This is a genomic window from Chryseobacterium sp. Marseille-Q3244 (assembly GCF_940807095.1).
In the GTDB taxonomy this organism is placed as follows: Bacteria; Bacteroidota; Bacteroidia; order Flavobacteriales; family Weeksellaceae; genus Chryseobacterium.
The window spans coordinates 1-14,200 of the sequence record NZ_CALNWX010000023.1; the positions used below are offsets into that span (position 1 = coordinate 1).

A 14,200-nucleotide genomic window follows, 5' to 3' on the forward strand; every position below is an offset into this window, starting at 1 on the left:
TCAGCCACCCCAAAAGAATTTTTCCAATCGGAAGGCTGGATAAACCCAGTGAAGGACTTATTCTTTTAACCAGTGATGGTGACATTGTAAATAAAATTCTACGAGCCAGAAATAATCACGAAAAAGAGCTGCCTTAAATTCCTCTCTTTTTTCTTTGTTTTGAGCACAACCTCCAAGGAAAAGAAGTCCAAGTATTGCTCCTGCCCATATTTTTTTCATAATGATACTTTTTTATGTTTGGTGTTATATCAAATATAATGATTTTATTAAAAAGACAAAAGATAAAAGACAAAAGATAAAAGATAAAAGATAAAAGATAAAAGATAAAAGATCTTATCGTTAAAGAACTATTGCGTTTATGTATATTCATTCAGATATCAACATCAATAGGTGAGTGGGCTTTAGCCCAGCCACTCAATAAATAAAAAATCAAATTCCATTGGCTTTAGCCAAAACCTAAGAATCAAATTTAAATTTCATTCTTTTAATTCCTATGATTTACTATTCTTTTCAACAAAAAAAATCTGCAGCGCTTTCAACTGCAGATTTTCCATTTTTAAATTAAACGTATATAATGCTATTTGGCAGGAGGTGTTGCCATCGAATCCTTTTTCATCTTCATGCTGTCCGGATTCGTCATTTTTGTAGTCATAGTGTCTGTTGTCATGGGTGATGCAGCCCGTGTATTAGCTGAATCACTGTTGCTTGTAGACATGGATGACTCCTTGGTTCCACAGCTCACTGCAAATAATCCTATGCCGATAGCTGTTAACAATAACTTTTTCATACAATTTTATTTTGGGGTGTAATCATGAAAAAACAACTATTATTCCTAACAAGGTGGAAGGAATCGTAAAATATAGGTAAAGTTTGTTAAAAGATGTTAGGTAGTAAAGGAGTAGGAGGGTTTGAGAGTATTAGAGTATTAGAGTAGAATTGAATAAAGGGGTTGATGACAAGCAGAATCAGAACCTTGAAATTTAAACATTCTTACCCTCAAACGCTAATACTCTCAAACTTTATCATATCCCATAAAAAAGCCCCGAAACCGAAATTCCGAGGCTATATTGAAAGAACAGACAACAATTACTCATTGCCCATTACTCATTACTCATCATTACCCTAGGTAAGGATATTTATAATCTTTTGGAGAAACAAAAGTTTCTTTTACACTTCTTACAGACGTCCATCTAAGAAGGTTCATTTTAGAACCCGCTTTGTCATTTGTTCCTGAGGCTCTACCACCACCGAAAGGCTGTTGACCTACTACAGCACCAGTTGGCTTATCGTTGATGTAGAAGTTACCAGATGCATTTTCTAAAGCTTTATAAGCCTCAGCAATTGCGTAACGGTCTTGAGAGAATACAGAACCTGTTAACGAATAAGGAGAAGAAGAATCAACTAATTTAAGAGTCTCTTTCCAGTCCTGATCTTCATATACAAATACAGAAAGGATTGGGCCAAAGATTTCTTCTACCATACTTTCGTATTGAGGGTTTGTAGTTTCGATTACTGTTGGGTGTACGAACCATCCTTTAGAATCATCACATGTTCCACCGATTGCTACAGTAGCCTCAGAAGATTCGTTTGCTCTTGTGATATATCCTTTACATTTTTCGAAAGAATTTTTGTCGATTACAGCGTTTACGAAGTTAGATGTGTCTTCAGGAGAACCGATTTTAATAGTAGCCATTTGAGCTTCCATTACTTTTTTCACATCAGCCCAAAGAGACTTAGGTACATAAGCTCTTGAAGCCGCAGAACATTTCTGTCCTTGGTATTCGAAAGCACCTCTTACTAAAGCAGTAGCTACCGCTTCAACGTTAGCAGATGGGTGAGCGATTACAAAGTCTTTACCACCAGTTTCTCCAACAATTCTTGGATATGTTCTGTAGTTATGGATATTGTCACCGATCATTTTCCACATTCCTTGGAATACTTTTGTAGAACCTGTGAAGTGAAGACCTGCAAAATCTCTGTGAGCCAATACTTTCTCAGCAGTTTCTTTACCATCTGTAAAGATCATGTTGATTACTCCAGCAGGAAGACCCGCTTCAATTAATACATCCATGATTACTTTAGCAGAATAAACCTGCTTATCAGAAGGTTTCCAAACCACAACGTTTCCTAACATCGCCATACAAGTAGGAAGGTTTCCGGAAATCGCTGTAAAGTTAAATGGAGTTACTGCAAAACAGAATCCTTCTAATGGTCTGTATTCTACACGGTTCCAGATTCCATTGTCAGAAACCGGCTGCTCAGAATACATTTCTGTCATGAATTCAACATTGAATCTTAAGAAATCGATGAACTCACAAGCAGAATCAATTTCAGCCTGGTGTACGTTTTTAGATTGTCCGATCATTGTAGCAGCATTGATTACATCTCTGTAAGGACCTGCCAATAGATCAGCAGCCTTTAAGAAAATTGCTGCACGTTGTTCCCAACCTAGTTCGTTCCATTCTTTTTTAGCTGCCAATGCCGCGTTGATAGCGTCATCCACATGCTGCATACCACCTTGGTAATAAAATCCGAAGTCGTGAGCATGATCCTGAGGAGACTGAAGTTGTACTTTATTATCAGTTTTTACTTCCTTTCCGTTGATAATCATTGGGATTTCAACCTTCTCAGCCCACATTTTCTTATAAGTGTTGATAAGGCTTTTTACTTCCGGAGATCCCGGTTCATAAGAATTTACCGGCTCATTTACCGCTAATGGTACTTGCGAAATTGCTTTTGACATATTACGTTTTATTATTTTATTAAATTAAATAAGTATGTTGTATACAAATTTACGACAATTATAAGGAAAGAAAAAAATCACACCTCTTTTTGTAAAATAAACTTTATTAAAGGATAATCATTGGCATATAATGTTTTTTGAGTATTATATGTTAGAGATATTCTATATATTTATTCAATCCTTTATATAGAAGAAAAGATATATAGATTTGTTATAATTATTGGAATTGGGACAATAAAATATTTGTCATAGTTGATAAGCTATCTTTAAGTGTTGTAAATAAAGGATTTATAAAGAAATGTTAAATTTATATAAAATTGTATTTGTTGCGATTTTGAACATTTTAAATAATTTTTTTGATAGCCGGAGTTTTAAGATTTCTCTACTTTTACATCATTATTAATCAGGTATGAAAAAAAGAGTCATATTTTTCTCTTTTGTATTATTTTTCTCAGCTTTATGTGTAGGTATCTTTACCCATACAGGGAAAACTAAATCATACAGTGATGTCTTATCAAAAATCAACCTTCTTCAGCAAAAATCGGATCAGCAGACCCAGCCTGAAATTTATAGTTTTTCAGATGCGCAGGATGTACAGGATTCCAATGATTGGGAGAAAGTAAAGTTTGATTATTCAATACTTGCTCAGCAGTGGCTTCACTATTTCTTTGCAAAGTATACTTTTGAGACTCCCGTTGCGGCCGTTCAAAACCGCGTTTATATTACAGCACCAAGATACATTCTGTATCATTCCCTGCAAATAGCAGGCTGCTAATCTTATCTTAAACTTTAATGATCTGCTGTGGTTTGTATCCTTTTATAGGTGCTGACCCATAAGCATCATTCCCCATTTTCAAATTTTTGAACCTATCTATTTGCCTTTTCAGAAAGGCGAACAGGATACTGTTTGTCCAATTTTAAATAAAAATACTATGCACTTAACACCGAGAGAAACGGAGAAGCTTATGCTATTTCTGGCAGGAGAGCTGGCTCTAAAAAGAAAGGCTAGAGGCCTTAAATTAAATTATCCAGAATCAATAGCGTTGATCAGCCACTTTTTGCTTGAAGGAGCAAGAGACGGAAAAAAAGTAGCTGAACTGATGCAGGAAGGCGCTAATCTTTTAACTAAAGATGATGTAATGCCTGGCGTGGCAGATATGATCCACGATGTTCAGATTGAAGCTACATTCCCTGATGGAACAAAGCTGGTAACCGTACACAACCCAATCCGTTAATTCCTATTGATTATGATACCAGGAGAAATTTTTGTAAAAGAAGGTACAATTATCTGCAATGAAGGCAGAGAAACTGTCAAAATAAAAGTAACCAATACAGGAGATCGTCCTATTCAGGTTGGTTCACACTTTCACTTTTTCGAAGTAAACAAGGCAATGAGCTTTGATCGTGAAAAAGCTTTCGGAAAGAGACTGAATATTGTAGCCAGTACTGCAGTACGTTTTGAACCGGGAGAAGAAAAAGAAGTGGAATTGGTAGAAATAGGAGGAACCAAAAAAGCAATGGGCTTCAATAATCTTGTTGATGGACAGGTAGATTCTGAAGATCAGAAAAAAGCAAGCCTTGCAAAAGCTGAAGAGTTAAACTTTAAAAATCAATAAGATGAGCTTAAACGTAGACAGAAAACAATACGCCAATATATTAGGTCCTACCGCTGGAGATAAAATCAGACTGGGAGACACTGAAATCATTATTGAAATCGAAAAAGATTTCACCCATTACGGAGACGAAGCCGTTTTCGGAGGGGGAAAAACCGTACGTGACGGGATGGGACAGAATGTTACTGCCAAAAGAGACGAAGGCGTTCTTGATCTTTGTATCACCGGAGCAGTAATCATCGATCACTGGGGAATTGTAAAAGGAGATATCGGTATTAAAGATGGTAAGATCGTAGGGATCGGTAAAGCAGGTAACCCTGATACCATGGATGGAGTATCTCCTAATATGATCATCGGTGCTTCTACGGAAGTTCACGGTGGAAAAGGATATATTGTAACTGCCGGAGGTATTGATACACACATTCACTACATCTGCCCACAACAAATTGAAACGTCTCTATACAGTGGTATTACTACCATGATCGGAGGAGGAACAGGTCCTAATGACGGAACGAACGCGACAACAGTAACTCCAGGGAAATTCAATATGAAGAAAATGCTTGAAGCAGCAGAAGAATACCCAATGAACCTAGGCTTCTTCGGAAAAGGAAACTGTTCTGCAGAAGAGCCTATCGAAGAGCAGGTAGAAGCGGGAGCATTAGGAGTAAAAATCCACGAAGACTGGGGAGCAACACCTGCAACGATTGATGCAGCATTAAAAGTAGCCGACAAATATGACGTTCAGGTTGCGATCCACACCGATACTTTAAATGAAGGAGGATTCCTTGAAGATACCATGAGAGCGATCAACGGAAGAGTAATCCACACCTTCCACACGGAAGGAGCAGGGGGAGGTCACGCGCCGGACATCATCAAAGCTGCGATGTATCCAAACGTATTACCAGCGTCTACTAACCCTACACGTCCTTATACCGTAAATACAATCGACGAGCACTTAGATATGCTGATGGTTTGCCATCACCTGAGCAAAAACATCCCTGAAGATGTGGCATTCGCAGATTCACGTATCCGTCCTGAAACCATTGCAGCTGAAGATATTCTTCATGATATGGGAGTTTTCAGTATCATGAGTTCAGACTCTCAGGCAATGGGTAGACCAGGTGAGGTGATTACAAGAACCTGGCAGACTGCAAGCAAAATGAAGGAGCAGAGAGGTGATTTAGCTGAAGATAAAGATAGCGGAAACGATAACTATCGTGCAAAAAGATATGTTGCTAAATATACAATCAACCCAGCGATTGCACACGGTATTTCAGAATATGTAGGATCTATTGAAGAAGGAAAATTGGCAGATTTAGTAATCTGGAAACCGGCATTGTTCGGAGTGAAACCTGAAATGATTGTAAAAGGAGGGTTTGTAATCGCCGCTAAAATGGGAGATCCGAATGCTTCTATTCCAACACCGCAGCCAGTGATCTACAGAAATATGTTTGGTGCTCACGGAAAGGCAAAATATGGTATTTGTGCCAATTTTGTTTCTCAGGTTTCTATTGATAACGGAACGATTGCTTCTTACAAATTAGAGAAAATGATTCTTCCGGTGAAAAACTGTAGAAATATTGGTAAAAAAGATCTTATTCATAACGATAAGACTCCTTTAATTGAAGTAAATCCTGAAAACTATAAAGTAACGGTAGATGGTGAATACATCACTTGTGAACCGGCAGAGACACTTCCTTTAACACAGTTATATTACTTGTTCTAAGATAAGCTTTAAAGAAGTGTCTGAAAACTAAAATTATTTGGTTTTGTCATTCTGAACGAAATGTAATGGAGTGAAGAATCTCCATGGGATTATCAAAGAGATTCTTCCTTCGTCAGAATGACATTTCCAGACACTCTCTTTACTCAAAGTCGATCTGTTAGAATTTTAAAACAATTATAGAACAATTATAGAACTACGTTTAGAATGAAATATTTAAATAAAACAGTTTTTTCTCTTGCTATAGCCGGGATGTCTTTACTTTCTGGTAATGTAAGCGCTCAGTTTTTAGGAGGACACAGGCTGAAGAGTGATGAAGATGGACCCAAAGGACAATTTATGATGTATGGTTCATTGGATTATTCAAAAGTTACTACTCCTACCAGCAGCAGCAGTACCGTTTCCAGTGCACCATTAGGTGTGGGATATTTTATCAATAACAATGACCTTGTTGGGGTTAATTATGCATACTCACAAAATTCTGTAAATCATAATGTTGTGTATAAACAAAATGAAGCCGGAGTTTGGTACAGTCCGTCTTTAATGCTTGGAAAATACTTCGTATTGATCGGGCAGATAGATGCTCACTACGTTTGGGGGCAGCAACAGTCAACAACAGCGGATGCGATGCAGAACTTTAATGGGTTCCGTCTTCGTGCTTATCCTCTGATCGGAATCTTATTAGGTGGAGGCTGGGCCCTGAAATTCAAATTTGCAGAACTTTCAATGCTTCAGACTAAAACTAAAGAAGAAGGCTGGACGAAGAGTTACGTAGCAGGACTTAGTGGTTCAACATTCGGGGTTGGTATTTCTAAAAACTTTGACTTCAGAAAAAAATCGGCTAAAGATGATAATTAATCAAACCATAGGCAATCTCACCGAAAATCCTACGGAAAAGAATATCGATTATCTGGATCTGGAGTGGTTTGAAACCACGAAAAGAATCCAACGCAAAAGAACCAGAAATGGAGTAGATGTTGCCATCAAGTTTCTAAAAGAAGGTCAGCGTTTGCGTGAAGGAGATATTCTTTTTGAGGATGCAGAAAAAGTAATTGCGATCAATGTGCTGGAAACAGATGCGATCGTAATGGTTCCCGGCTCTTTATTGGAAATGGGAACTGTATGTTATGAAATCGGAAACAAGCATATTCCGCTTTTTATTCAGGAAGATAAAGTATTGCTTCCGTTTGAAATGCCTATGTTCAGATGGCTGGAAGCAAGCGGTTTTAAACCGGAAAAACAATCCGTAAAACTTCTTAATCTTCTAAAATCGAATGTAGAACCTCACGGACATGGAAGTCTTGGTTCTACAATTTTTACCAAAATCTTAAAAATGGCTGCTCCAAAAGATGAATAATATGAACATCAACTTTTTATCAGGGCTGCTTCATCTTGCAGATCCCACTCTTCCTATCGGGGGCTATACCCATTCCAACGGACTTGAGACTTACGTTCAGGAAAGGATTGTCCATAATGTAGAGACAGCGAAAGAGTTTGTACAGAATATGCTTCAGTACAACCTTAAATTTAATGATGGTGCTTTTGTAAAACTGGCTTATAAAGCAGCTGAAAAAGGAGATTTGCAGGCACTTTTGGATCTTGACAATGAGTGTAATGCTATAAAATGTCCAAGAGAAATCCGTCAGGCCAGTCAGAAATTAGGATTAAGACTGATAAAAATCTTCAAAAGAAGAGACAACTTTCCATTAATGGATGAATTCGAAAAAGCCGTTCGTAACAAAGAAGCCAATTCTCATTACTGTATCGTCTTTGGAGTCTATGCTTATTTAATGAAAATTCCTTTATATGAAGCATTGTTAGGATTCTATTATACTTCTGTTGCCGGGATGATTACCAATGCTGTAAAGCTGGTACCCCTGGGACAGCTTGATGGACAAGATATCTTATTCTCCTTATATCCTGTTATGGAAAAAACAGTTTGGGAAACCATGGAGCTGGATAGAGATATGGTGGGACTTTGTAATACTGCTTTTGATATCAGGTGTATGCAGCACGAAAGGCTTTATTCAAGACTTTATATGTCGTAGGAAATAAGTTAAATGAATGAAGATGCCTTTACGAAAGAAAAATCTTCACAATCAATAAAAAAATCTTAGCGCACATAGCGTTAAAAAAACAAATAAAGTAAAATTTAGAAAAAATGGAAAACAGAAAATATATAAAAGTAGGAGTGGCAGGACCTGTAGGTTCAGGAAAAACTGCATTATTGGAACGTTTAAGCAGAAAATTATTCGGGAAATATGATCTTGGCGTTATTACCAATGATATTTATACTAAAGAAGATGCTGAGTTTATGGCCAAAAACAGCCTTCTTCCTCACGACAGAATTATCGGGGTAGAAACCGGAGGTTGTCCTCACACGGCGATCCGTGAAGATGCAAGTATGAACCTTGAAGCAGTAGATGAACTGGCAGCACGTTTCCCTGAAATTGAACTGGTTCTTATCGAGAGTGGAGGTGATAACCTTTCCGCGACTTTCAGCCCTGACCTTGCAGATGTTACAATTTTTATTATTGATGTTGCAGAAGGAGAAAAAATCCCTAGAAAAGGAGGGCCTGGTATTACAAGATCAGACTTATTAATCATCAACAAAATTGACCTTGCACCTTATGTAGGAGCCAGTCTAGAAGTGATGGAGAACGATGCCAGAAGAATGAGAAAAGGAAATCCTTTTGTTTTTACCAACCTTAAAACAGATGAAGGATTGGATAAAGTGATTGGCTGGATCAAAAAATACGCTCTTTTAGAAGAAATTGAAGAACCGAACTTAGTAAGATAAATGGATAGTCGTTTAAATATTATCGCAGGATTCAAGGGAGGAGAATCATATGTGAAAGATCTTTATGTCTCGCTTCCTTTCAGAGTTGTTTCTGTAGGGCAGAGAAAAAGTGACAAAAAGCTCTATCAGATGGTAATGAGCTCCTCTCCGGGGATTCTGGATGGTGACCATTACCATTTGGATATAGCGCTTGAAAAAGGATCCTCCCTTCAATTGCAGTCGCAGTCATATCAGAGACTTTTCAACATGAAAGATAAGGCTGTTCAGGAACTGAATGTAACCATGGAGGACGAAACCTCTTTCGCGTATGTTCCGCATCCTATTGTTCCGCATGAAGATTCGAATTTTAAAAGTAAAGCGAATGTTCATATCGGAAACAACAGTCAGATCATCATCAGTGAAATTATCACCTGCGGAAGAAAGCATTATGGAGAAGTTTTCAAGCTGAGACGTTTCCAGAACCTTATGGAAATCTATCATAATAATAAATTGGTAGTGAAGGATAATGTGGTGATCCAACCTGACTTGATTCCGATCAGCAGTATTGGTAATCTGGAACAATATACCCATCAGGGAACATTGATCTTCTACAGTACAAAAGAAAATATAGATAAAAATGGATTGATTGAAGAGATCGTTGAAGCGGCAGCTCAACATATTGAAGAGATGGAAGTAGGTGTTTCTGCGATGGAAGATAATGGTTTTGTAGTAAGAGCCTTAGGGCATGGTGGGGAAATGATGTACAACTTTTTCGTTTACGTGCAGGAGATCCTTTGGTCGCTGGAGTAAGAGTTGAGTTATTCAGGAGCCTTGTCAAGGTTTTAAACCTTAACAAGGCTGGCATCAGCGTAATCTCCAAAATCTGCGAGAGCACATATTCAACAGAAGCGGGCTTTAGCCCGCGCAAATAAAAAGAAACTTTCCATTGGCTTTAGCCAAAACTTAGTAAAGAATCTGAAATAACAGCATTAATAGAAAATGGATAGTACAGTTTGGGCACTTCTTTTGAGTGCCGTTTCAATAAGTTTTATACACACAGCTTCAGGGCCAGATCATTATCTGCCTTTCATCGTGATTTCAAAATCAAAAAAATGGAGCGGAATGAAAACCGCAATATTAACAATGGTCTGTGGGCTTGGACACGTTCTGAGCTCTCTGATCCTTGGTTTTATCGGAGTATTTTTGGGTTGGCAGTTGAATAAAATCTCCTGGTTTCAGGACATCAGAGGAAATTTTTCAGGATGGGCATTGCTGATCTTTGGAGGAGTTTATTTAATCTACGGTGTTATCCAGGCGATCAGAAATAAACCCCATAAACATTTCGATGTGATGGGGGATGATGTTTATGTGTATGAACACAATCACAGTGAAGTGGTAATGCCTCAGACAAGAATAAAAGTAACACCACTTGTTCTTTTCATGATTTTCGTAATGGGACCAAGTGAACCCCTGATTCCTTTGTTATTCTATTCAGGAGTTAAGCATTCTATGCCCGAAATTGCTGTTTTGGTAACTTCATTTACAGTTACTACGGTTTTAACGATGCTTGGAATGGTACTTTTAGGACGTTATGGCTATTCAACATTATTCAATACTGAAAAACTGGAAAGATATATGGGGGTGGTAAGTGGTGCTGTGGTGACGGTCTGCGGAGTTGGAATGGTCTTTCTTGGATGGTAAGTGAGGTTTGAGGATTTTAGAGTAGGAGAGTTTAAAGTTCAGGGTTTAAAGTTTAAGGTTGTCATCCTTTCACTGATGATTTACCCTTCACTTGTGGAGCAAAATTGAATATTGATATTTAAGTCTGCCCTGTCTCTCATCTATACATCTCTTGTCTGAATACCTACAATCAATAATACAATTAAAAAAACTATGAACGAATTTTTCAAAAAAATACCCTTTTTAGACAATGTTTTAAAAGGAATCGGGCAAATTATGCTTCAGGAAAACAGATGGACCGGACTTCTGTTTTTGATAGGAATATTTATGGGAAGCTGGCAATTCGGAGTTGCAGTTTTGCTATCAACAGCAGCCGGAACTTTTACCGCCATGAAGCTTAAATATAACCCATCTGAAATTAATGCCGGATTGTATGGTTTCAGTGCAGCGCTTGTAGGAGTAGCATTGGCCTTTTTATTCGAAACAACAGCCTTGATTTGGATACTTATAATATTGGGTGGTGCATTGGCAGCTGTTATTCAGCATTTTTTTATTCAGAAGAAAATTCCGGTGTTTACTTTTCCTTTTATTGTGATTACCTGGATATTGGTATTTGCTTTACATCATTTTACCCATATTCCACCATCTGCCATGTTGAGTGCTGAGGTGATCCCTTCAAAATACGATGACTTTCTTACCTGTACCAACGGTTTTGGAGAAGTGATCTTTCAGGGCGGTATACTTTCAGGAATGATTTTCTTTCTGGCGGTTTTTATCAGCTCACCCATTGCTGCCTTGTATGGATTAGCAGCTTCTATTTTAGGGGCCGGATTATCACAATTAAATGGAGAGCCTATTCAAGAAATCCACATGGGATTATTCGGATTTAATGCGGTACTTTCAGCGATTGTATTTTCAGGCGTTAAAAAAACAGATGGTTTATGGGTACTGATCGCCGTTCTTTTAACAATTATCATTGATGATCTTCTCATCGATAATCACTGTCTGGATGCAGTAGGCGGAGTATTTACTTTCCCATTCGTAGCCGGAACATGGATCACGCTTTTAATTCAAAAGGCATTTCTTAAAGCAAAATTATAAACTTGTTTTTGAGTGTTTTAGAGTGAAGAAAGGAAATGTGTGAGGTTATTATTCTTTCACTGGAGATTTTCAATTAACTATTCATTTGTATAGCAAAATTGACCATTGAAATCTAAAACTAAAACATCTATTATCTCCCCTCTAATTTTAATGTAACAAAATAAAAAAATGAAAATAACTAAAATAGCAGCCGCTTTTCTTGTCATGGTATTCAGTGGAAAAATGATGGCACAGGAAGCAGAAAAGCAGTTGTCAATTAAAGATGCAGATGACAAATTTCCTATTGCAGATGCATTGGTAAAATATGATCACGGAAACAGCCATACCCATACAGGAACAGACGGTACTTTTACGGTTCCTGTCAAATCACTTCCTGATACTTTAATCATCAGCCGTCAGGGATATGATGAGGTAAAATGGGTGGTTGCCAATGATGATGATAAAAACAAAGTTATCTTTTTACAGCATAAACCATTTCAGATCTCTGAAGTTGCTATTAATCATAGTTCTTTTTTATCTGCAATTACGAAGGTCGATTTGAATAAATTTCCTGTTAATTCAGCACAGGATTTATTAAGAAAAGTACCAGGATTGTTTATTGCACAACATGCTGGAGGAGGAAAGGCTGAGCAGCTTTTTTTAAGAGGATTTGATGCCGATCATGGAACCGATGTAAGCGTGAATGTAGACGGAATGCCTGTGAATATTGTCTCTCATGCTCATGGACAAGGATATTCCGACCTACACTTTGTAATTCCTGAAACGGTAAATAATATTGATTTTGGAAAAGGAGCTTATTATATGGACCGGGGAGATTTCAATACGGCTGGGTATGTAGATTTTCAAACGTATAATGGCTTAAAAAATAGTATGATTAAGCTTGAAGGTGGTTCATTCAATTCAAAAAGAGTTTTGGGTATGTTCAATATTCTGCATGATGATCTGGGAAGAAAGAATGCTTATATCGCAGCAGAATATAATTATACAGACGGACCTTTCGATGTAAAACAAAATTTCAACAGGGTTAATATTTTCGGGAAGTATAACCAATGGCTTACTGATAACGATTACTTCAATATTCAGTTTTCAACATTCAATTCCTCATGGAATGCTTCCGGGCAGATTCCGGAACGTGCAGTGGATGAAGGGATCATTGGAAGATGGGGAAGTATTGATCCTACTGAAGGCGGGAAAACTTCCAGAACAAACCTTCAGATGAACTTTAAACATATCATTTCTCCGTCTGAACAGATTGATGCTATGGCTTTTTATTCAAAATATAATTTCAATCTGTATTCCGATTTTACATTTTTCTTAAAAGATAAAGATCACGGAGATGAAATCCAGCAGACTGACGGAAGAAACATCTATGGAGCAGAAGTAAAATATACTAAAAGCTTTTCTCTTGCTAATAGTTCATTAAACTGGACTTCAGGAATTGGCTTAAGAAATGATGATATCAATACCTTACAGCTCAATCACGTTTATCACAGAGATATGCTGCTTGACAGACTTTCTGATGTAAACGGAACAGAAACGAATCTTCATGCCTATTCAGGGTTGGTTTGGAAAACAGGAAAATGGACGATTAATCCGGCGGTAAGGGTAGATCATTTTATCTTCAATATGCATAATCTGCTGGATCTTGAACAACTGCCTTCAGGACAGTCAAAAGAAGCAACCAGAGTAAGTCCTAAGCTTAACTTTTCGTATGCCCAGAATGATAACGTCATGTGGTTCCTGAAGACTGGGATGGGATTCCATTCTAATGATATGAGAGTGGTAGTAACCAATAAAAATGAGAACACTCTTCCTTATTCTATTGGAGCTGATTTCGGAGTAAGATTACACCCGTTCAAATCATTGATTATTACTCCTGCCGTTTGGTATATGGATCTGCAGCAGGAATTTGTATATGTTGGAGATGATGCCGTAGTAGAGCCATCCGGAAAGTCGAGACGTTTCGGAGCTGATCTGGGAATCCGTTTTCAGCCGTTGGAAAACTTTTATCTGAATGCAGACATCAATTATTCTCATGCAAGGTTTATTGAAGAAGAAAAAGGACAGGATTATATTCCATTGGCACCCGTAGTGACCAGTACAGGATCTGTAAACTGGGATTTCCTGAATGGATTTTCTTTAGGTCTTCAATACCGTTATCTTGGAGAAAGACCGGCAGTAGAAGACAATAGCATTAAAACAAAAGCTTATTTCGTTAATGATCTGATGCTGTCTTACAACCGCCAGAAGTGGGGAGCAAACATTCAGGTTAACAACCTGTTCAATGTAAAATGGAATGAAGCCCAGTTTGCTACAGAAACCCAATTGAAAGGTGAAGCTGAACCTATCACAGACCTTACCTATACACCGGGAAGTCCGTTTGGGGTTAGAGTGGGGGTGTATTACAAGTTCTAGAGTGGGAGCGTTTGAGAGTGAGGATTGATTGTCTTAAAGCTGAGAGATTTTTGCGATAGAACCAATGATTTTCAAATGAACTCATTCTCAAATTTTCAACCCCTTTTAGTGCTGCTTTATAAATTTTGTTTAACTTTAATTTATCA

Annotated in this window: 14 protein-coding genes and 1 pseudogene; 13 read left to right on the top strand and 2 right to left on the bottom strand. The window is 37.7% G+C overall.

Features of this window, described 5'->3' with window-relative positions; translation table 11 throughout:
• A pseudogene (locus NBX25_RS23090) lies at positions 1-128 on the top strand (pseudouridine synthase); the annotation flags it as partial.
• 449 nt (positions 129-577) lie between these two features.
• Here the strand turns inward: NBX25_RS23090 and NBX25_RS23095 are convergent.
• Positions 578-787, bottom strand: coding sequence for a cytochrome C551 (locus NBX25_RS23095; protein ID WP_250255618.1), 210 nt, complete (start codon positions 785-787; stop codon positions 578-580).
• Positions 788-1,117: 330 nt separating this feature from the next.
• Positions 1,118-2,743 (bottom strand): L-glutamate gamma-semialdehyde dehydrogenase, encoded by a 1,626-nt coding sequence (gene pruA, locus NBX25_RS23100; RefSeq protein ID WP_123910749.1) that lies wholly within the window; start codon positions 2,741-2,743, stop codon positions 1,118-1,120.
• Between the two features lie 409 nt (positions 2,744-3,152).
• On the opposite strand from pruA, the gene NBX25_RS23105 reads away from it, so the two are divergent.
• The 12 genes from NBX25_RS23105 to NBX25_RS23160 all read left to right on the top strand — a co-directional run bounded on the left by NBX25_RS23105 (position 3,153) and on the right by NBX25_RS23160 (position 14,054).
• Entirely contained in the window at positions 3,153-3,518 is a 366-nt protein-coding gene (locus NBX25_RS23105) for a hypothetical protein (RefSeq protein ID WP_123910750.1), read from the top strand.
• A 157-nt stretch (positions 3,519-3,675) separates the two neighbouring features.
• Positions 3,676-3,978, top strand: a complete 303-nt coding sequence (gene ureA, locus NBX25_RS23110; protein ID WP_089690243.1) for an urease subunit gamma — start codon at positions 3,676-3,678, stop codon at positions 3,976-3,978.
• 12 nt (positions 3,979-3,990) lie between these two features.
• Positions 3,991-4,359 (top strand): urease subunit beta, encoded by a 369-nt coding sequence (gene ureB / locus NBX25_RS23115; protein WP_250255620.1) that lies wholly within the window; start codon positions 3,991-3,993, stop codon positions 4,357-4,359.
• Between the two features lies 1 nt (position 4,360).
• Entirely contained in the window at positions 4,361-6,082 is a 1,722-nt protein-coding gene (ureC, locus tag NBX25_RS23120; protein ID WP_250255622.1) for an urease subunit alpha, read from the top strand.
• Between the two features lie 204 nt (positions 6,083-6,286).
• On the top strand, positions 6,287-6,937 hold the full coding sequence (locus tag NBX25_RS23125) for a hypothetical protein (protein WP_123910753.1): 651 nt from the start codon (positions 6,287-6,289) through the stop codon (positions 6,935-6,937).
• Complete coding sequence (gene ureE / locus NBX25_RS23130; protein ID WP_123910754.1) at positions 6,927-7,436, top strand: urease accessory protein UreE; 510 nt, start codon at positions 6,927-6,929, stop codon at positions 7,434-7,436. Before NBX25_RS23125 ends, ureE begins: the two co-directional genes overlap by 11 nt.
• 1 nt (position 7,437) lies before the next feature.
• Complete coding sequence (locus tag NBX25_RS23135) at positions 7,438-8,127, top strand: urease accessory protein UreF (protein WP_123910755.1); 690 nt, start codon at positions 7,438-7,440, stop codon at positions 8,125-8,127.
• A 113-nt stretch (positions 8,128-8,240) separates the two neighbouring features.
• Positions 8,241-8,879 carry an urease accessory protein UreG gene (ureG, locus tag NBX25_RS23140; RefSeq protein WP_045499433.1) on the top strand — a complete coding sequence of 213 codons (639 nt, stop codon included), beginning with the start codon at positions 8,241-8,243 and terminating at the stop codon, positions 8,877-8,879.
• A complete protein-coding gene (locus tag NBX25_RS23145; protein WP_250255624.1) occupies positions 8,880-9,668 on the top strand; it encodes an urease accessory protein UreD in 789 nt (262 codons plus the stop codon).
• Between the two features lie 189 nt (positions 9,669-9,857).
• Positions 9,858-10,559, top strand: a complete 702-nt coding sequence (locus NBX25_RS23150) for a hypothetical protein (protein WP_250255626.1) — start codon at positions 9,858-9,860, stop codon at positions 10,557-10,559.
• Between the two features lie 192 nt (positions 10,560-10,751).
• On the top strand, positions 10,752-11,639 hold the full coding sequence (locus NBX25_RS23155; protein ID WP_250255628.1) for an urea transporter: 888 nt from the start codon (positions 10,752-10,754) through the stop codon (positions 11,637-11,639).
• A 168-nt stretch (positions 11,640-11,807) separates the two neighbouring features.
• The gene (locus NBX25_RS23160; protein ID WP_123910759.1) at positions 11,808-14,054 is read left to right on the top strand and encodes a TonB-dependent receptor; all 2,247 of its coding nucleotides are present in this window, start codon (positions 11,808-11,810) and stop codon (positions 14,052-14,054) included.
• Positions 14,055-14,200: the final 146 nt, after the last annotated feature.

What these genes read in the sequence shown, in the direction of transcription:
- NBX25_RS23095 (WP_250255618.1), bottom strand. Translation starts at nt 787, where the DNA reads ATGAAAAAGTTATTGTTAACAGCTATCGGCATAGGATTATTTGCAGTG.
- pruA (WP_123910749.1), bottom strand. Translation starts at nt 2,743, where the DNA reads ATGTCAAAAGCAATTTCGCAAGTACCATTAGCGGTAAATGAGCCGGTA.
- NBX25_RS23105 (WP_123910750.1), top strand. Translation starts at nt 3,153, where the DNA reads ATGAAAAAAAGAGTCATATTTTTCTCTTTTGTATTATTTTTCTCAGCT.
- ureA (WP_089690243.1), top strand. Translation starts at nt 3,676, where the DNA reads ATGCACTTAACACCGAGAGAAACGGAGAAGCTTATGCTATTTCTGGCA.
- ureB (WP_250255620.1), top strand. Translation starts at nt 3,991, where the DNA reads ATGATACCAGGAGAAATTTTTGTAAAAGAAGGTACAATTATCTGCAAT.
- ureC (WP_250255622.1), top strand. Translation starts at nt 4,361, where the DNA reads ATGAGCTTAAACGTAGACAGAAAACAATACGCCAATATATTAGGTCCT.
- NBX25_RS23125 (WP_123910753.1), top strand. Translation starts at nt 6,287, where the DNA reads ATGAAATATTTAAATAAAACAGTTTTTTCTCTTGCTATAGCCGGGATG.
- ureE (WP_123910754.1), top strand. Translation starts at nt 6,927, where the DNA reads ATGATAATTAATCAAACCATAGGCAATCTCACCGAAAATCCTACGGAA.
- NBX25_RS23135 (WP_123910755.1), top strand. Translation starts at nt 7,438, where the DNA reads ATGAACATCAACTTTTTATCAGGGCTGCTTCATCTTGCAGATCCCACT.
- ureG (WP_045499433.1), top strand. Translation starts at nt 8,241, where the DNA reads ATGGAAAACAGAAAATATATAAAAGTAGGAGTGGCAGGACCTGTAGGT.
- NBX25_RS23145 (WP_250255624.1), top strand. Translation starts at nt 8,880, where the DNA reads ATGGATAGTCGTTTAAATATTATCGCAGGATTCAAGGGAGGAGAATCA.
- NBX25_RS23150 (WP_250255626.1), top strand. Translation starts at nt 9,858, where the DNA reads ATGGATAGTACAGTTTGGGCACTTCTTTTGAGTGCCGTTTCAATAAGT.
- NBX25_RS23155 (WP_250255628.1), top strand. Translation starts at nt 10,752, where the DNA reads ATGAACGAATTTTTCAAAAAAATACCCTTTTTAGACAATGTTTTAAAA.
- NBX25_RS23160 (WP_123910759.1), top strand. Translation starts at nt 11,808, where the DNA reads ATGAAAATAACTAAAATAGCAGCCGCTTTTCTTGTCATGGTATTCAGT.